This window comes from Mycolicibacterium stellerae (genome assembly GCF_003719305.1).
In the GTDB taxonomy this organism is placed as follows: domain Bacteria; phylum Actinomycetota; class Actinomycetes; order Mycobacteriales; family Mycobacteriaceae; genus Mycobacterium; species Mycobacterium stellerae.
In genome coordinates this window covers 56,678-76,553 of the sequence record NZ_RARC01000020.1, presented here as the reverse complement: position 1 = coordinate 76,553, position 19,876 = coordinate 56,678, and the positions used below count along the sequence as shown (strand labels likewise).

The window sequence follows — 19,876 nt, the reverse complement described above, 5'->3', positions numbered from 1 at the left end:
AGCTCCGTGTTGTCGTCTGACCCCCCGACCCGACGGCAACACGGGGCGACTACCTCGGCGGGTCCTTGACCGCCTTGATCGGCCCCGCCGTCGGCGGGGGTGCGAACAGGTTTCCCCGCAGACTGCCCCGCGCTGTGCGCACCGCCACCAGGCCCCAGGTGAACAAAAGGCCCGCGTAGGCGATCACCGCGGCGACGCGGAACGCGGGCAGCCCGGTGTGATTGGCCAGTTGCGTGGTGCCGGTGACGAATGTTCCGACGGGGAAGGTCAGGCTCCACCACGTCAGTGCGAACGGCATGCCGCGGCGCAGAGTGCGCACGGTCAGCTGGGTGGCCAGCGCAATCCACAACACCGCGAAACCCCATACCGGGACGCCGAACAGCACCGCGAAAACGTGCATCCCGTCGGCCAGTTCATCGGGCACGGCCAACGCGGCGTTGGCGCCGAGAAGGCCCGCCGCCGTGATGCCCTGGCCGAGCGGCCCGAGCACGATCCACAGCGTCGGCACCCGCGTCGTCCCTGACGTTCCGTACAGCGCGAGCCTGCTCCAGATCATGGCGATGATGATCAGCGCAGCGACCAGCGACAGCCCGAACATCGCATAACAGCCGTAGAGCATCGTGGTACGACCGGTGCCCGGCGCCATGTGCGGTATCAGCAAGGCACCCGTCGCCGCCGAAACCATCGGCGGCACGACCGGCATCAGCCAACCGCCGAACGCCGCGTCGGGTTCAACGTTGAGCTGGGTGAACATGAGGTACGGAATCGTCGCCGCGGTGAACAGCCCACCCAAGGTGCCCGCTGTCCACAACACCCAGGCCAGGTCGACCGCGATCCGCCCGCCGATCAGGTCCTTGCCGATCAGCAGTGCACCGGCGCCAACGGTCATCAACGCCATCGGCGCGGCCCCGTAGAAGTGCGTCATCTGCGGATTCCGCACATGGCTGCGCGCCACCGTCGGATGGCGTGCCCACTGAACGGTCACCGCGACGATGAGCACCACCAACAGCGCTGCGGCGACCACCCAGACGACGTGGGAGAACCCGCGCAGCCCTGGCACGTGCACGGGCAGCGTGACGCCCGCCGTTGCCACGATGCCGGTGCCCATCACCGAGGCGAACCAATTGGGCCCGAAATTCTGCAGCCGAGCCAGTTCGGTTGTCATTGCTGCTCATCGTTGCACGGGCGTGCTTCGATGGAGGCCATGCGGATCAGCACCAACCTCGTAAGCGCCGTCGGTGCATCGAACATCGATTCGACAGTGGAAGCACTCGCGAAGATGCGTGACGCGGGCCGAACGCACCCGTGCGCTGCTGCGGTCGTTGGACTCCTGACGGCACGAAATTACCTCTGGTGTGACCGTAATCACAGGCGTACAGTCGATCGCACGACGGGTTCGGGAGTGACCGATCCAAAGAGTCGGCAAGAGGTGAAAGGCCGACCGCGCGAGACTAATGTGACGCACCTCGAATGTCCTCCCGAACCCGCCCTTTCATGTCTGGGTCAAGAACGTCACGATGCCCTCTGTGATGGCATCGGCATAGCGCTGGCGACCCTCGGGCGTTTGCATCTGGGCCGCGTCGTCGGCGTTGCGCATGTTGCCGGTCTCGACGAGCACGGCGGGATACTCGGCGAGGTTGAGGCCCGCGAGGTCGGCGCGACCGGATAATCCGTCGGCGCCGATGTACGTGGAGGGTTGCAGTCCGGCGGCAAGCATGGCTTCGCGCATGGCGGTGGCCAATTGGATGGCAGGCCCCCTTTGCGCGTCGTTGAGCGGCGGCGCCGAGTAGTTGACGTGGAAGCCGTGCCCGGAGCCGGGTCCGCCGTCGGCGTGGATGCTCACGTCGGCGTCGGGACGCATTCGGTTCGCCGCCGCTGCCCGCTGATCGACACAGGGCCCGACGGAAGCGTCGTCGGCCCGTGACATCTCGGTGTGAACGCCCATCTGCTCGAGGGCGGCCCGCACACGTGTGGCGACGTCCCAGTTGAAGCTGTGCTCGGCATATCCACTGTTGGTTGCGGTTCCAGTCGTCTGGCACTCCTTGGTGCCGCCTCGGCCGTCGGGCACCTGGTCGCTCATCGACGCGTCGTTGACGCCGCTGTGGCCCGGATCGAGGAAGACCGACTTTCCTTCGATCGACGCGTGAGCGGTCGCCGGGCTGAGAAGCGCCGCCAGCACCATGACTACGGCTGCGACGGCCGCGCTTGGCGGTGTCACCACATGAAGACTCTCGCACTCTGCCCGCCGGTGCAGGTGATCCATTTGTCGCCGGTGTACTGCTGGCACTTCATCAGGAAGTCGGAGCCGTCGCATTCGGCGCCGGGCACGAGCACGCAGTCGACGGCTCCCGGCGCCGACACCGACCGCGGCAGTGGGCTTGCATTGCCGTACTGGTCCCAGTACGCCCGCAGCACGCTGTCGGTGAAGAAGCACGACGTTTCGGGTGTGCCCCTGCCTGCACGCGTTCCGAACCCGTCCCTGCCAGGCATCGCGAAACCCTCGTCGCATGTCTGGTGGAGCTTGCTCTGATCGGGTCCCGTCACGACGGGGGCGCCGCTGCTCGACGCGGTAGCTGTATCGCTGGCCGAATCAGGCTGCACCAGAAGCCATATCAACCAAGAGATGCAGCCGAGGACAAGCGCCGACACGACCGCGATGACGGCAGACCGCACCCAGCCCCTGCTGTGCGTCGTCGTCTGCTGGTCGCGACGCATCGAATCGGTCAGCTCGGTGGTCATGGCGGGAACGGTGGTGATGGCGGTCGGCTCGCCGCCGCTCAGTGCCCGCAGCGCCGCGCGGCCGAGGCCACCTGCCGTGCCGTATCTGTCGTCGGGCTCCTTGGCCATTCCCCTCGTGACGACCTCGTCGAACGCCGCGGGAACCCGCGGGTTCGCCTGGCTCGGCCGTGGCGGCGGCATCGTCACCTGTGCTGCGATCAGGTGCTCGAGACTGTCACTGGCGAACGGCATCTCGCCGGTCAGCGCCTCGTACAGCACGCCGCCGAGCGCGTAGACATCGACGGCAGGGGTTGCAGTCCTGTCGGTGAACCGCTCGGGCGCCATGTAGTTCAAGGTGCCGACCTTGGTACCCGGCGAAGTGAGCCTGCTGTCACCTCTGGTCTCGGCGATACCGAAGTCGACCAGATAGGCGAAGTCGGTCGGTGTGACGATGATGTTCTGCGGCTTGACATCTCGATGGATCAAACCTTCGGCATGCGCGGCGTCGAGCGCGTCCCCGATCTGACCGACGATGTTCGCCGCGCGCGATGGCGTCAGCGGACCCGCCTCGAGCAGGTCGGCCAGCGTCTGCCCCTGCACAAGGCGCATGTCGATGTAGAGGTGGCCCTCGATCTCGCCCCAGTCGTGGATCGGGATGACGTGCGGTTCCTGCAGTACCGCCGCCGCGCGCGATTCACGCTGAAACCGTGTCCGGAAGCTCTCGTCATGGGAGTACTCGTCGGCGAGGATCTTCAGGGCGACCGTGCGTCCCTTCTCGGTGTCGTAGGCCTGGTAGACCTCGCCCATCCCGCCCCTGCCGATCAGGCGCGAGATGGTGTATTTGCCGAACGTCGTGCCGACGCGCGAATCCACCAAGGCAGTATCTCGCGTCAGGCCAGCAGCGGCGCCAGTTCTTTGCGGGGCACCGAGATCTGGCGCGGGCCCGTGTTGTCTGCGGGCATCAACTGGCCCTCGCCGAAAAAGAAGACGACCGCGTCGTCGGTGAGCGCGAAGTTGCCGAAGTCCGACGGTGCCAACTCGAGCATCGGCGCGTCGTAGAGCTTGCGCGCCATGGGCGTCAGCACCTCCAGTGGTTTGGCGTCCGGTTTGAACAGGGTGTCGAACGTAATCGGGGTTTGCTTCTCCACGTCGAAGTTGAACGCCTTGAACGACGTCGCCGGGTGGCCCTGATGGGCACCTCCGGTGTCGTTGTCGATCGTCAGCACCAGGCTCGTGCTGGCCGGTTGTGCCGAGCTGTACGTCGTCGCCCTTACGTCGTAGACATACCGCCGGTTGCGCCCGTCCGATCCGACCTCAGCCACCCAGTCGACGAATTCGGTGCGGTCGCCGGCCACGAAGTCCGAAACCGACTTCATATCCGGATAGCCCAACGGATAGGTGATATCGATTGTGTACTGGGCGTTTTCGCTGTGCTCGTGGTAGGTGCTGTCGGCGGCTGCCGAACCGATCGGATGGACCTGGAGCTCGCATGTGTCGATGTCGACGGGGACCGTGACGGCGTTCGTGGTGTCCGGCGCAGTCACCAACAGCTCGGTGTATGTCGGGCACTCGAGGTTCGGGTCGGACTTGTCGACAGCCACTCCCTCGACGACGGCTCGACCGGGTGTGATCGCGGTGACCGGGATCGTGGGCGGCCCGTCCGTATCCCGCAGCCCACCCATGAACCCCGCCATGGTGCGGGTGGCGTGGATGAGCGGACCACCCGCTCCGGAGTCGACGCCGGGATAGCCGGTCAGCGAGCACTCCTGCGCGCCGGGCGCCAGGCTGAACACCAGCACGATCTCGCGGTGTCCGGACGCGGCCTGCTGTCCGCCGTTGCCCACTTGCACCTGACCGTCCGAGCATGGGGGTGGGGGATCGGCTCGAGCGGCCGCAGGCAGGGCGATGGCGGCCGCGGCGATCGCCGCCAACGCGGTCAGAATCGTGACCTTCATACCTCAGATCCTTCCTCGGTATGGAATTCGAGGGTGGTCGGCTCAGCGTGAACGGTCGGCGTGATCGCGACGGTCGTCGTGACCACGGCCGACGCGATGAGCGCCCACGTCGAGATCTTCATGCGCCCTACGCTGCGCGGATCGTCTTGGCGAATCCTTGGCGACGATGACAAGCCCGTCGAGGGACCAGATCGTCAGGTAGGCAAGCCCGAAGAATGCGGCGACGGCGACGGCCACCCCGGTCGATTGCACGTAGGCCAACGGAGAGCGCACCCATTCGAGTGTCTGTACCACCACGACGTTCGGCTGCCTGACCAGATCCCAGGAGTTCCACCGCTGAAAGCGTCCGATGACGACGCCGATCGCACACAACCCGACCGAGACGACGACCGCCGTCCACCCGAGCACCCGACCGAAATCCCGCTCGAACCGCATGTGCACCAGGCGCATCGACACCACGCCGAGCAGGATGCCGGTCCACGCCGCGAAGCCGTACTGCAGGACGTGGCGCCAGAGCTCGACACCCTCGCCCAGGTGGATGAGGTCGGTGACGAGATACGGCGCATTCGGCAGGAACGCCAGCCAGCCAAGGCCAAGCGGCAACAGCCAGACGCGGCGGCCCACCGTGGCGAACCATACGGCGAAGAACACCGGGATCCACGCGAGGATCAGGTTCCACACGAGGAACCGGGTGGGGTAGTAGAGCGGCGTCGCCGGGTCGGTGATGCCGAGCACGAATGTGAGCGCGGAGGTCGCTACCAGCGAGACGAACAAGACGACGGTGCGGACTGCTGTCATCGGCTCAGTCTGCGACATGTACGCAAAAGACCCCCGGGGAAGAGTCCCGGGGGTCTTTTGGTGCGAAGCGGCGAAGAAGGGTTTAGAAGGCCGCCTCGTCCAGTTCCATGATCTCGTTGTCGATGGTGTCGATCACCTGACGCGTGCTGGTGAGCAGCGGAAGCATGTTCTTGGCGAAGAACGACGCCACCGCGACCTTGCCCTCGTAGAACGCACGGTCGTTACCGCTGGCACCCGCATCGAGCGCCTCGATCGCCACGGCGGCCTGCCGCGCAAGGAGCCAGCCGATGACCAGGTCGCCGACGCTCATCAGGAAGCGCACCGAACCCAGGCCCACCTTGTAGAGGTTCTCGGGGTTCTCCTGCGCCGACATCAGGTAGCCGGTCAGCGTGGCGGCCATCGCCTGCACGTCCTCGAGCGCGGTCGCCAGCAACATCCGCTCGGCCTTCAGCCGGCCGTTGCCGGACTCGCTCTTGACGAACTGCTCGATCTGACCGGCAACGTGTGCCAGTGCCACACCCTTGTCGCGGACGATCTTGCGGAAGAAGAAGTCCTGCGCCTGGATGGCCGTTGTGCCCTCATACAGCGAGTCGATCTTGGCGTCGCGGATGTACTGCTCGATCGGGTAGTCCTGCAGGAAGCCGGATCCGCCGAAGGTTTGCAGGCTCTCGGTCAGCTTGGCGTATGCCTGCTCCGAGCCGACGCCCTTGACGATCGGCAGCATCAGGTCGTTGACCTTCACCGCCAACTCGGCGTCGACACCCTGCACCGCCTTGGCCACCGCGGCGTCCTGGTAGGTGCTGGTGAACAGGTACAGCGCCCGCAGTCCCTCGGCGTACGCCTTCTGGGTCATCAGGCTGCGACGCACGTCGGGGTGATGCGTGATGGTCACCCGCGGCGCGGTCTTGTCGGTCATCTGGGTCATGTCGGCGCCCTGCACGCGGTTCTTCGCGTAGTCGAGCGCGTTCAGGTAGCCGGTGGACAGGGTCGCGATGGCCTTGGTGCCGACCATCATTCGGGCCTGCTCGATGACGTCGAACATCTGCGCGATGCCCTCGTGGGTCTCGCCGACCAGCCAGCCCTTGGCGGGCTTGTCGTGCTGGCCGAGTGACAGCTCACACGTCGCCGAAACCTTCAGGCCCATCTTGTGCTCGACGTTGGTGACGTACACACCGTTGCGCTCGCCGATTTCGCCGGTCTCGAAGTCGAAAAGGAACTTCGGCACGAAGAACAGCGACAGACCCTTGGTGCCGGGGCCTGCGCCCTCGGGGCGGGCCAGCACTAGGTGGAAGATGTTCTCGAACAGGTCGCCTGAGTCGCCAGAGGTGATGAAGCGCTTGACGCCGTCGATGTGCCACGAGCCGTCGTCCTGCTTGACGGCCTTCGTGCGGCCCGCGCCGACGTCGGAACCGGCGTCGGGCTCGGTGAGCACCATCGTCGAGCCCCAACCGCGCTCTGCGGCGATCGTGGCCCACTTCTTCTGCTCGTCGGTGCCCAGGTGATAGAAGATGTTGGCGAAACCTGCGCCACCGCCGTACATCCACACGGCCGGGTTGGCGCCGAGGATGTGCTCGTGCAGCGCCCACATGAGCGCCTTGGGCGCGGGCACCCCTCCGAGTTCCTCGTCGAGGCCGACGCGGTCCCAGCCGCCGTCGAGCATGGCCCGCACGGACTTCTTGAACGGCTCAGGCAGCGTGACCGTGAACGTGTTGGGATCAAAGGTCGGGGGGTTGCGGTCGCTGTCGGCGAACGATTCGGCGATCGGACCCTCGGCCAGCCTGGCGATCTCGCCGAGCATCTCCTTGGCGGTTTCGGCATCCAGATCGGCGTATTCGCCCTCGCCGAGCGCCTTCTCAAGGCCGAACACCTCGAACAGGTTGAATACCTGGTCACGAACATTGCTCTTGTAGTGGCTCACGTTTCCTCCTCGTCGAGAACGCCACAACGGTTGGGTACTTTTGGCTAAGTTACCCACCAGTAACTGTGGCCCAATATACCGCCCGGTAACTTCAACGCAAAGCCTGAACGAGCAATTTCCATCAGCTAAGCAACCCAGCGGTTGATCGGCCGCCGGTTTACCGGCCAAAATGGCTTCTGACTTGGGGAAACGCCTGTTTGTGATACCCACCACAGCCAAGCCACACGTATCACTAAGGTGAACTCATGCAACAGCGGGTAGCGGTGTGGGGAACAGGCAATATGGGCTCGACGGCCATCCGGTCGGCGTTGGCTTTTCCCGGCCTTGCGCTGGCCGGGATCATCACCTCGTCCGAGTCAAAAGCGGGCATGGATGCCGCCGAGTTCGTCGGCCTCGACAGCCCGACCGGAGTGGTGGCGACGACGGACGTCGACGCCGCACTGGCCGACTGCGATGCGGTGGCGTACATGGCGTCGGGCGACATCCGGCCCGAGGAGGCCGTCAACGACATCGAACGCTGCCTGCGCGCGGGCAGCCATGTCGTCACGCCGTCGCTGTACTCGCTCTACGACCCGCGCTCGGCACCACCGGAATGGGTCGAGCGGCTGACCGCGGCCGCCGAGGAGGGCGGCGCCACGCTCTTCGTCAGCGGGGTCGACCCCGGGTGGGGCAACGACGCCCTCGCGGTGATCGCCGCCGGCCTCTGCACCAGGATCCGGACGATCCACTGCCAGGAGATCTTCGACTACTCGACCTACAACCAGCCGCACGCGGTGAAGGTGCTGTGCGGGTTCGGAGGACCGATGGACGAAACGCCGATGATGCTGTTGCCGTCGATCCCGACCATGGTGTGGGGCGGCAACGTCCGGCTGATCGGCCGCGGCCTTGGTATGGAGATCGACGAGATCACCGAGGAGGTTGACCGGCGGCCGCTGGAAACGTCGGTCGACACCGTGATGGGCCGGTTCGACGAGGGCACCCAGGGCGCGTTCTGGCTGAAGGTGATCGGAAAGGTCGCCGGACAGGAGCGGATCGTCATCGACCACATCACCCGCATCCATCCCTCGTGCGCACCGGACTGGCCGCAGCCGGACCAGGGTGCAGGCGACCACCGCGTCATCGTCGACGGCGATCCCGAACTCACGCTGGTCAGCCGGGCCGACGTGCCGGGCGGCACAAGGGCCGACGGCGGAAACACCACAGCGGCAAACCGTTTGCTCGGCGCCATCGGATGGCTGGCGACCCAGAAGCCGGGTATCTACGACGGCCTTGACGTGCCGCTGCACCCGCCGCTGCCACCGGAGACCGAAGCGCAGCGGTGGGCGAGCGACTAGGTGTACTAGGCGTCGCTCGCGACGGGTTGCCACTCCTCTGACTCTGAGTCCGATTCGGTTGACTCCGCGTCCGGGTCGGACTGCGCGGCTGGCTGCGTCTGCGCAGCAGATTCCGATTCCGACTCGGGGAGCTGACCCACCAGATACTCGGCGAGGCCCCCGATGGTCGGATAGTCGAACACCGCGGTCGCGTTGATCGTGAACGCGCCGCCGAACTGACTGTGCAGCCGGTTGCGGAGTTCGATCGCCATCAGCGAATCCGTGCCCAGGTCGAGGAACCGACTGGTTGCCGCCGGCGGTTGCGCCAGCCGCAGGAAGTTCTGGACTTCGCGCTGAAGGAATTCGGTCACGAATCCGGCCCGCTGCGGCACCGGTATCTCCTGCAGCTGCCGAAGCAACTCGCTGTCACCGGTCACCTCCCCGACTGCACTCGGCAACACCTGGTCGAGAATCGGTGGGCGAGAAGCGCCCAACAACTTTGCGGCACGCTGCCAGTTGGCCTTGATCACGGTTGCCTGACCGGTGCCGTTCGCGACGACCTCGGCGAGCGCGCTCAGCGCGGCCGAAGGGTCGAGTGGCACCAGCCCCTGCGCACCCAGGTTCGCGCGCGCGGCCTCCGAAGAGGCCATCCCACCCTCGCCCCACGGACCGAAGTTGATGCCGGTGGCAGGCAAGCCCTGCGCCCTTCTCTGCGCGACAAGGCCGTCGAGCAGCCCGTTGGCGGTCGCGTAGTTGGATTGACCGGGCGAGCCGAACAAGCTGGACACCGACGAGGCCACGATGAAGAAGTCCAGATCGTCGTCTTTCGTCAAACGATCCAAGTGGCAGGCACCGAACGCCTTGGGCGCCAACGCCGTTCGGAAACGGTCGAGGCTCTGCTGGGACAACAGCGCATCGTCGAGCACGCCGGCCAGATGCGCGACGCCTGCGAGCGGCGGCAACTCCGCGCGGATTCGGTCCAGCAGGCTCGCAACCTCGGACTCGTCGCCGACATCGGCTGTGAAGACGTGGATGCGCGACCGGGACCGCTCGGTGATCTCATCGATGACCCGTTGCGCGTCCTCGTCGGGTGCCCGCCTGCTGGTCAACACGATGTCGCCGGCACCTAGCTGGGCCAGATACGCCGCCGTGCGCAGACCGATCGCACCGAGCCCGCCGGTGATCAGATAGCTCCGATCAGCTTGCGGCTGCAGCGGCTTCGGTATCTGCACCACGATCTTGCCGATATGCCGCGCCTGCTGCATACGGCGGAACGCGGCCCTTGCCTCGGTCAGCGGGTAGATCTCGGCGGGCAGCGGTGTCCACTCGCCGGTGGCCAGCCCGTCCGACACCTCGTTCAACAACCGCTTGATGTGGTCGGGGTTCTGCAGGGTGGTCACATCCAGCGCCACGATCTCATAGGCGATGTCAGGACGGGCCGCCGCCATCTGCTCCGGTGTCCAGATGTCGCGCTTGGCGATCTCGGCGAACCGGCCGTTCTGGGCGGTGGCCCGCACGGTCGCCTCGAGAAAGCCCTCGTTGGTCAGGCTGTTGAGCACCACGTCGACGCCCTCACCGTTGGTGTCGGCAAGAATCTGGTCGGCGAAATCCGTTGTGCGCGAATCGTAGACGTACTTCACGCCCATATTGCGCAGCGTCGCGCGCTTATAGGTGCTTGCGGTCGCGAACACGACGGCGCCCTGCTGCTGTGCCATCTGGATCGCGGCAAGCCCGACACCGCCGCTGGCGGCGTGAATGAGCACCCGGTCACCGGGCCGCAACTGCGCCCAGTCGAATGCCAGCCGCACCGTGAGTGCCGCGGCCGGAATGGTCGCCGCCGCAACGGCACTCACCCCGTCGGGCACCGGCGCCAGCAACTGCTCGGGCACGTTGAACCGGCTGGAGAATGCGCCCTGCATGAAGCCGTACACGTGCTGGCCGACCTCGAGTCCGGTTACGCCGCTACCCACTTGGGTGACGACGCCTGCGAAGTCGCCGCCGATCGGCCCAGGATCACCCGGGTAGAGACCGAGCACATTGAGCACGTCGCGGAAGTTCAGACCCGCGGCGTCCACCCGGACCTGCACATACCCCTCGTCCGGTGGCGGCACGTCCGACTCGATCAGACGCAGGTTGTCGATCGCGCCACGCTCGGTGGGCGCCAAGACGTAGTCGTTGGAGCGGGGCACCGTGAGATGCCCGCTGCGCGCCCAGTGCAGCAAGCGCGATGCCAGCAACTTCCCTTGCCGCAACGCGAGTTCCGGCTCCTCGAGCGGTGTGGTGAGCAGCTTGGTCAGCAGCTGCACCGCCTGATCCGATCCGTCGGAGTCGACCAGCCTGCAGCGCAGGGCCGGTTCCTCGTTGATGGTGGTGCGCCCGAATCCCCAGAGCGCGGCCTGCACCGGGTCGACCGGCTCGCCGGACTCGGTTGCCACGGCGTGCTCGGTGACGATCCAGAGGCCATTCGGAAGTTTCACGCCTCCGTTTTGTGAACCGTCTTGCACGGCGTGCACGGCACTGAGCAGGTTGGCGATCTCGGCCTCGAGTCGTGCGGCGATATCGGCGCTCGACTCGTTGGGGCCGGGTGCCGTGGCGCGCCAGACAACGCCGGCAAATGGCAGACCTCGCTGGTGAGCCTGCGCAAGAACCTGTCCGAGCGGCTCCGAATCTGTCGTCGGGTCGAACGGGATGCAGCCCGCGACATTGGCGGCCAGCTCGTCGAACCCGGCAACGAGCCAGGTGCCGTCCGCACCTGCGGTGTTGTCGACCGCCGCAGGCGGCGGAACCTCTTGCCAGCCAAGGGTGTACAACAACCTGCTGGTGTCGCCACCGAGCCCGCGCAACAATGCCTCCCGCGGCGCGCGTTTGACCGTGAACTCGCGGATCCCGCCCAGCTGGCGGCCATCGCGGTCGACGAAATCGAGATCGAAGACCTGCGTTTCGCTGTTGAGTTCGCTGGTATGCCACTTCGCGCGGCAGTAGAACCGGCGAGGCATCTTCTCCGTCAGCATCACCTGCCCGTAGCGCAGCGGCAAGAACAGATCGTTCACGCCCTGCTCGGCAGCCAGAAGTGCCGGGAACGCCGGGAATGCGACACCGGTGCACAGGTCCATCAACACCGGGTGCATCGGCTCGGATCCGAGGTGCTCGGCGAGCTCTTCGCCGACGATGATGTCGCCGATCGCCTCGCCATCGCCAAGCCAGAGCGACTTCAGCGAACCGGACCAGTTGGGACCCCACGCCAGTTCCATGTCCGCGAAGGTCTCGAACAGCTCCTGCGGGCGCATGCGGTTCAACCGCTCGGTCACCGCGTCGACGGGTTCCGCTGGTTCGGGTGAGGCCTCTTCCTCATCCACACCGGCGACCACCGTGCCTTCGGCGTTCAACGACCACTCGGCGCCTTTTTCACCATAGGGTCGGCTGTGCACCTTGAAGGTCGAACCGCTGCCGTCGTCGAGCGGAGACAACGTCAGCTGTACCTCTCGAGAGCTCTTCTCGGGCAGGATGATCGGCTCGTAGAAGAAGACGTCTTTCGCCCGCGCAGGCGGACCGACTGCCGCCAAGGCCATCGCAGCGTACGTCGCCCCAGGGACGACAACGGTGCCATAGATGACGTGATCGGACAGCCACGGCTGCGATTTGACGGACAACCTGCTGGTGTAGACGGTGTCACCCGATGCGAGATCCTTTGCGCTACCAAGGATCCCCGACACCGCCTGGCCGTGGTAACCGGAGCCGGCGATTCCAGAAGCTTTCGGCCAGAAGCGGCGCCGCTGGAACGGATAGGTAGGTAATTCGAGTTTGCGACCGGTCGCAGAATGCAGCGCGGCGAAATCGGGCCGGTGGCCGCCGACGTAGGCCGCGGCGAGCGCATCGGCGATCTGGCGCCGGTCGCCGACACCCTTGCGCATCGACACGATCGCCCGCGGTGCGGCCAGGTGCTCCGGCCAGACCTGCACAGCCGCCCCGGTCAGCACCGGTTGCGGACCGATCTCCATCAACACCGAGCATCCCAGCGCCGCAACGGTGCGCACGCTTTCGGCGAATTGCACCGGCTGGCGGGAATGCCGCCGCCAGTACTTGGCGTCGAGCGGGGTTTGCGCCGTGAGCACTGCGCCGGTGCGGTTGCAGACCAGCGGCAACGTCGGGACAGCGAACTGCAATTGCGCTGCGTAGGACTCGAATTCATCGAGTACCGGGTCCAGCAGTTCCGAGTGGAATGCGTGGCTGGTCTGCAGCCAGGTGCAGCGGATCCCTTCCTCGCTGAACCCGGCGACGATCTGCTCCAGATCCTCACCAGGGCCAGAGAGCACGGTGTTGGGCCCGTTATAGGCGCCGACCGAGACCCGCGGGAATTCGCCTGCGCTCTTTTCCACGTGCTTGGCGTCGGTGAACACCGCGACCATTCGCCCACCTTCTGGCAGGCTGCCGAACAACCTGCCGCGCTCGGCCATCAGCCGTGCGCCGTCGGTGAGGCTGAAGACTCCTGCCACACATGCCGCCGCGTACTGGCCGACGCTGTGGCCGAGCACCACGTCGGGCTCGATGCCCCACGACTGCCACAGCCGGGCAAGGCCCATCTCGACGGCGAAGAGTGCCGGCTGCGCAAACGACGTGTGCCGCAACGCTTCTCCAGTCTCGCCACCGGTTTCGCGATCGATGGCGAACAGCACATCCAACAACGGCCGGGGCAGGATGTCGTCGACCGCCTCCGCGCAACGCGTCACGGTCTCGGCGAAAACCGGCTCGGCATCGAACAACTCACGGGCCATCCCCGGATACTGGCTGCCCTGCCCGGTGAAGAACCACGCCGTCGTCGGGTGGTGCGTGTGCTCGCCACGTACGACACCTGGTCGCATCCGGTTCTCGGCCAACCCGGCCAGGCCGTCGCGCGCACCGTCGACCGAATCCACGACCAGCGCGGCGCGATGTTCGAAATGCGAACGGCCTGCCCCGGCGGTGAGGCACACGTCGGCGATGTCGGCATCCGGGTGGGCGGTCAAGAAAGACTCATAGCGCTGCGCCAACGCGACAAGTGCTTCCGGCGTTCGCGCGGAAAGCGCCAGCACGTTGACCGGCTGCTCGTCAGTGACGGGCTCCTGGGCCACCGGTTGGGCGGCAGGGGCCTCCTCGAGCAGCACGTGCGCGTTCGTGCCGGTGAAGCCGAACGAACTCACCCCTGCCCGCCGCGGCCTGCCGTTGGTCTGCCATGGAGTCGCCTTGTCCACGACCCGCACCGGCAGCGAATCCCATGGGATGTGCGGTGACGGCGTGTCGAAGTGCAGGCTCTCCGGCAGCATTTCATTCTGAAGCGACAACACGACTTTGATCAGTCCTGCCGCCCCCGACGCGGACTCGAGGTGCCCGATATTCGTTTTCACCGACCCCATCAGCAGCGGTCGGTTGGCGTCACGCGAGCCGCCGTAGGCTGCCGCGGCCGCCTGCACCTCGATCGGATCGCCAAGCGGGGTACCCGTCCCGTGCGCCTCGAGGTAGTCGACATCGCCGCCTGCCAGACCGGCGCGATCCAGCACAGCCCCGATGAGCCGTTGTTGTGCACCCCCGTTGGGCACCGTCAAACCGCTTGAGGCGCCGTCCTGGTTGACCGCGCTGCCGGGAATGACCGCGCATACCCGGTCGCCATCGCGCACCGCGTCGCTGAGCCTCTTGAGCACGAGGATGCCGCAGCCTTCGCTGCGCACGTAGCCGTCGGCGGACGCGTCGAACGTCTTGCATCGCCCGACCGGCGAAAGCATCCTGGCGCGGGATGCGGCGATCACCGTCACCGGACTCAGCAAGACGTTCACGCCGCCGGCCAACGCCATGTCGCAGTCACCGGAGTGCAGAGCCTGGCAGGCCTGATGGACGGCCACCAACGCCGAGCTGCACGCGGTATCGACCGCGACCGCCGGTCCTTCGAGTCCCAGTGCGAAGGCGACTCGGCCGGATATGGCGTTGAGCGCGTTGCCGGTGATGAAGTAGGGCTCGATCTTGTCGATCGACTCGGCGGACAGCAGATGGGCGTACTCGTTGGCGCCCACCCCCACGAAGACGCCTGTTCGACTGCCGCGCAGAGCGGCGGGCGCGTACCCGGCCCTTTCGAGACCTTCCCAGGCCGTTTCGAGCATCAGCCGCTGCTGCGGCTCTATCCAGACCGCCTCGCGCGGGGAGATGCCGAAGAACTCGGGATCGAATCCATCGATTCCGTCGAGGAACCCGCCGAAGCGCGTGTACGTCTTGCCGGGGGTCTCTGGATCCGGATCGTAGAACTCGTCGATGTCGAAGCGATCCTCGGGGACCTCCCCGATCGCGTCGACGCCGCCGGCAAGCAAGTCCCAGAAAGCTTCCGGGTTTGGTGCGCCGGGGAACCGGCACGACACCGCGACGATCGCGATCGGTTCGTCCGTGCGCGTCGGCGCCGATACCGGCTTGGGCGCTGGTTTGTCGGCCTGCTCGCTGAGCCCGAGCACCTCGCCGAGCAGATAGTCGGCGGCATCCGACAGCCGGGGGTGATCCATCACCAGGGTGACCGGAATCTCGCGGCCGACTCCTTGTTCGATACGGCGCCGCAACTCGACTGCCATCAATGAATCCATGCCGAGGTCGAAGAACCCCGCGTCTTCCCGGATCTCCGCGGCGTCGACGCGCGTCACCTCTGCTACCGCGTCGCGCAGGTAATCCGTCAGAAGCTTCTTGCGCTGCTGGGTTGGAGCGGCCGTGAGCCGTTCGACCAATTGGGTCTTCCCCGACGTCGTCGGGGCCGGCGTCGCGTCAGGCACCTCACGCGCCAGCTCCGCAAGGAAAGCTCGCCTGCCCGCCTGCTGGTACAGCGGAAGGAAACGGGTCCAGTCGATCCGGGCCACCACTCCCTGTGCGGGCCCCTGTGCTGCAGAAGTCGCCATCACATCGGCCAGACCGGACAGTGCATCGGCGGGTGACAAGGTCTGGACGCCGCGTTTGTCAAGGCGCGCACGTGACTCCGCGTCGGCCATGCCCGCCGACCACGGACCGAAGTTGACGCTGATCCCGGAGATGCCCCGCTCGCGAAGGCGCCAGGCCAAGCCGTCGAGGAAGGCGTTGGCGGCGCCGTAGGCGGTCTGACCGAACCCGCCCCACACCGAGGCGATCGATGAGGTGCTGAGGAAGAAGTCCAGCTGCAGGTCAGCGGCTGCTTCACTCAAATGCCAAGCACCCCAGACCTTCCCGGCGAAGACCCGATCGATCTCGGCGTCGTCGAGGGTGCTCAGCGGCGTGGTACCGATTTCCCCCGCGGCGTGCACGATGCCTGCCAACGGCGGTAGCTCGGCGGCCACGGTGGCCAACAGCCGCGCGACGTCATGGGCATCGGCGATGTCGGCAGCGACGACCCGTATCTCGCATCCGTGCCCTTCGCGAAGTGCGTCGATGCTCCGCAGTGCGGCATCGCTTGCCGGACGTCGGCCGGTCAGCACCAGATGCCTGGCGCCGTGCGCGGCCAGGAATCCGGCGATCTCGAGCCCGATCGACCCCAGCCCGCCGGTCACCAAATACGTTGCCTCGTCACGGAGTTCCACCGCCGTGGCGCTCGGCTGTTCATCCCGTCGTACCAGCCGGGGCACATAGAGCGCCTGATCGCGGAGCGCGATCTGGTCTTCGCCACGCTGCGCCACCACCTCGCTGATGAACCGCGACCATTCGTCGGCGGTGCCTTCGCTCAGATCCGCCAGTCCGCCCCACACTTGCGGAAGCTCCAGCGATGCGGCGCGACCGAAACCCCACAGGCTGCTCTGATCCGGCGACACGGTGTCTGCGTCGGTGACTCGCTGCGCGCCACGGGTAACAATCCAGATGGGCTTGCGAAGTCCCGCGGCGATCGCGGCCCGGAAGAGCCGCCGCGTTCCACCCAGAATTTGGTGCTGCATCCGCAACAGTGACCGCATCGATGGTGGGTTGTCGGAGTCCAGCGCCGCGACATGCACGATACGTAGCGTCGAATCCTCTTCCGCCGCAGCGCGCAACGCGTCCGCGAGCTGTTCCTCGTCCGCGTCGGACGACGGCAAATCCAGGATCCGGTACTGCTGCCCACGCGCGGTCAGCGCGTCGACAAACGGCGCGACCGCCGGACAATCATCACCGACGAGAAGCCAGGTGGATTCCTCGGTCTGACCGGCTGAGACTGCGGTGGGGGGCTTGTCCCAGCGAATCTCGTAGCGGTCGTCGGCGACGGACTGGCTGCTACGTTGCTGGTTGTGTTGTGCGGCAAGCTTGGTCAGCACATCGAAGGTCTGGCGGTCGCCGTCGGCACCGTCGAGTAGGGCCGCCAGTTCTTCTATCCTGCCGTCCTCGAGTAGCCGCACCGTCTGGGTGCGCGGTCCAACAGCGCTCTGCTGCGGGCTGGAGGCGTCCCGATTGTCGGTGTACCAGTACTCGCGACGTTCGAATGGATACGTCGGTAGGTCGAGCTTTCGTGCGTGCGTCTGCCGCAGTGCGCCGAAGTCGGGCAGGTGGCCAAGGACGTACGCGTCGGCGACGGCTTCGGTGATCTGTCGGTGGTCGGCGGTGTTTCGGCGCAACGACGCGATCGCCCGCGGTGCGGTGGCCGGGTCGGGCCATGCCCGCAGGGCTGCTGCGGTGAGCACCGGCTGCGGGCCGATCTCGACCAACACCTTGCAATTCAGATCTGCAAGGGTTCGCACACTCTTGGCGAACTCCACGGGTTGGCGCGCGTGACGGCGCCAGTAGGTCCCATCGAGCTTCACGCTCCTGCCGAGCGCGGTGCCGGTGCGGTTGTCGATGAGAATTCGTTGCGGCGTCTGGAAATTGAAGCGCTGCGCATACGACTCGAAGTCGTCGAGGATCGGGTCGAGCAACGCCGAGTGGAACGCGTGGCTGGTGTCCAGCCAGTCACACCGGACCCCGGCGGCCGCCAGCCCGGCTACCGCCTTCTCCAGATCCTGCGCCGGTCCCGACAACACAGTGTTGGCACCGTTGTAGGCCGCGACCGACAGACTCGGGTAGTCGTCGGTCAGGCTCTCGACACGCTCGGCGTCGGCGAACACCGCAACCATCCGGCCGCCCGCAGGCAGGCTGCCGAAGAGACGCCCGCGTTCGGCCATCAGCAGCGCGCCGTCGGTAATGCTGAACACGCCCGCTACGCAGGCCGCCGAATACTGGCCCACGCTGTGGCCCAGCACCACGTCGGGTTCGAAGCCCCACGACTGCCAGAGGCGGGCCAGGCCCATCTCCACCGCGAACAAGGCGGGCTGTGCATAGGAGGTCTGCCGCAGCGAATCCTCGGCGTCGGGGCTGTCCACGTCGAAAATCACGTCCAGCAACGGCTTTTCGAGAACGTCAGCGACCACGGCCGCGCAACGATTCAGTGTCTCGGCGAACACGGGTTCGGTGTCGTACAGCTCCCGGGCCATGCCGGGGTACTGGCTGCCTTGGCCGGTGAACAGCCACGCAGTCTTCGGTTTGTCGTGGGATTCCCCGCGAACCAGCCCTGACACCGGGCGGTCGTCGGCGACCGCGCTGAGTAGTTCGGCGACTGATTCTCTCGAATTGACCACCAGTGCGGCCCGGTGCTCCAGGTGTGCTCGCCCCGCCCCCGCGGTGAAGCAGACGTCGGGCAGGGGCGCCTCAGGGTGTGCGCTCAGCCAGCTCCGGTACAGGTCGGCGACCCGCACCAGTGCGGCGGGCGTGCGCGCCGAGAGCGGGAGAACGCTGAATCGGCCCTCCGCGGGCCGTTCGACCGGACTCGGAGTGGCTTCCTCGGGTGCTTCCTCGAGGATGACGTGTGCGTTCGTCCCGGCGAACCCGAACGAGCTGACTCCCGCGATGCGCGGCCGACCGTTGCGTTCCCAGCTGGTGGCCTCCTTGACGACCTCCACCGCGAGCCGGTCCCATGGGATGTGCGGCGACGGGTTCTCGAAATGTAGGTGACGGGGCAGCAACTCGTTCTCGAGCGACAGGATGACCTTGATGACGCCCGCGATGCCCGCGGCCGCCTCCAGGTGTCCGATGTTCGTCTTCGCCGAGCCGATCAACAGCGGCTGGCCGGGCTCGCGTCCGGCGCCGAGCACTGCACCTGCGGCCTGGGCTTCGATCGGGTCACCCAGCGATGTCCCTGTGCCGTGCGCTTCCAGGTAACCGATGTCGCTTGGTTCGAGGTCGGCGCGCTTCAGCGCATCGGCGATAACCCGTTGCTGGGCAACGCCGTTGGGTACCGTCAAGCCACCTGACGCGCCGTCCTGGTTGATCGCGCTGCCGCGGATCACGGCGCGAATCCGGTCACCGTCTTCGATCGCGTCCTCGAGGCGCTTGATGACGATCACACCGCAACCCTCGCCGCGGACGTAGCCGTCGGCGGCCGCGTCGAACGTCTTGCACCGGCCGTCGGGCGCGAGCATGTGGGCGCTGGAAAACGTGATCATCGTCGCCGGTGTGAGCAGCACGTTCGCGCCGCCTGCCAGCGCAAGATCGCATTCTCCCAACCGCAGCGCCTGGCACGCCTGATGGATTGCCACCAGCGACGAGCTGCACGCCGTGTCGACGGCGACCGAAGGACCCTGCAGCCCCAGCCGATAGCTGATCCGTCCCGCTGCCGCGGCATTCGACGTCCCGATGGCCATGTAGGCCTCGATCTCGGGATAGGTCAGCTCGTCGGATGCCATTCCCAGGTAGTCGTGGGTGGCCAGACCCACGAACACGCCGGTGTTGGTGTCGGCCAACGCAGTCGGCGCGGTGCCCGAATGCTCCACCGCGCTCCATGCCATCTCCAGCAAGAGTCGATGCTGCGGGTCCATCAACCTGACCTCGCGGGTCGACATCCCGAAGAACGGCGCGTCGAACCCCGTCACGTCGTCGACGAAACCCGCACGGCGGGTGACCACCTTGCCGGGCACACCGGGTTCCGGGTCGAAGAATTCGTCGACATCCCAGCGGTCCTTGGGCACTTCGGTTACCGCGTCACGGCCCTCGCGAAGGACGTTCCAGAATTCGTCGGTGTCTGGGGCACCCGGGAAGCGCGCGGCATAGCCGACGATGGCGAAGCGCGGAGCCGGCTCGATCGAATTTTCAACGGATCCCATGCCGAAATTCTCCTTACTCGACGGTAAGCTTACTCGGCAGTAAGATAAACTTACTCGGCCGTCAGATCAACCCCCGACGGACCACTATTGCACGTGTATCCGTCG

7 protein-coding genes and 1 pseudogene are annotated in these 19,876 nt (G+C 66.4%); 1 reads left to right on the top strand and 7 read right to left on the bottom strand.

What is annotated here, in order from left to right:
- Nucleotides 1-49 precede the first annotated feature (49 nt).
- The 6 genes and pseudogenes from D6M19_RS22250 to D6M19_RS22225 form a co-directional block, all read right to left on the bottom strand.
- Entirely contained in the window at nt 50-1,165 is a 1,116-nt protein-coding gene (locus tag D6M19_RS22250) for a TDT family transporter (protein WP_123027426.1), read from the bottom strand.
- A gap of 327 nt (nt 1,166-1,492) precedes the next feature.
- The gene (locus D6M19_RS22245; RefSeq protein WP_123027466.1) at nt 1,493-2,182 is read right to left on the bottom strand and encodes an Rv3717 family N-acetylmuramoyl-L-alanine amidase; all 690 of its coding nucleotides are present in this window, start codon (nt 2,180-2,182) and stop codon (nt 1,493-1,495) included.
- Nucleotides 2,183-2,214: 32 nt separating this feature from the next.
- Complete coding sequence (locus tag D6M19_RS22240) at nt 2,215-3,591, bottom strand: serine/threonine-protein kinase (RefSeq protein WP_123027425.1); 1,377 nt, start codon at nt 3,589-3,591, stop codon at nt 2,215-2,217.
- Nucleotides 3,592-3,608: 17 nt separating this feature from the next.
- A complete protein-coding gene (locus tag D6M19_RS22235) occupies nt 3,609-4,673 on the bottom strand; it encodes a DUF4232 domain-containing protein (protein ID WP_123027424.1) in 1,065 nt (354 codons plus the stop codon).
- A gap of 180 nt (nt 4,674-4,853) precedes the next feature.
- A pseudogene (locus D6M19_RS22230) lies at nt 4,854-5,471 on the bottom strand (DUF1361 domain-containing protein); the annotation flags it as partial.
- Between the two features lie 82 nt (nt 5,472-5,553).
- Nucleotides 5,554-7,389: an acyl-CoA dehydrogenase gene (locus D6M19_RS22225; protein ID WP_123027423.1), complete on the bottom strand. Its 1,836-nt coding sequence runs from the start codon at nt 7,387-7,389 to the stop codon at nt 5,554-5,556.
- Between the two features lie 245 nt (nt 7,390-7,634).
- On the opposite strand from D6M19_RS22225, the gene D6M19_RS22220 reads away from it, so the two are divergent.
- Complete coding sequence (locus tag D6M19_RS22220; RefSeq protein ID WP_123027422.1) at nt 7,635-8,723, top strand: NAD(P)H-dependent amine dehydrogenase family protein; 1,089 nt, start codon at nt 7,635-7,637, stop codon at nt 8,721-8,723.
- A gap of 5 nt (nt 8,724-8,728) precedes the next feature.
- Here D6M19_RS22220 and D6M19_RS22215 read toward each other — a convergent pair whose 3' ends face one another.
- A complete protein-coding gene (locus tag D6M19_RS22215) occupies nt 8,729-19,771 on the bottom strand; it encodes a type I polyketide synthase (RefSeq protein ID WP_123027421.1) in 11,043 nt (3,680 codons plus the stop codon).
- Nucleotides 19,772-19,876 lie beyond the last annotated feature (105 nt).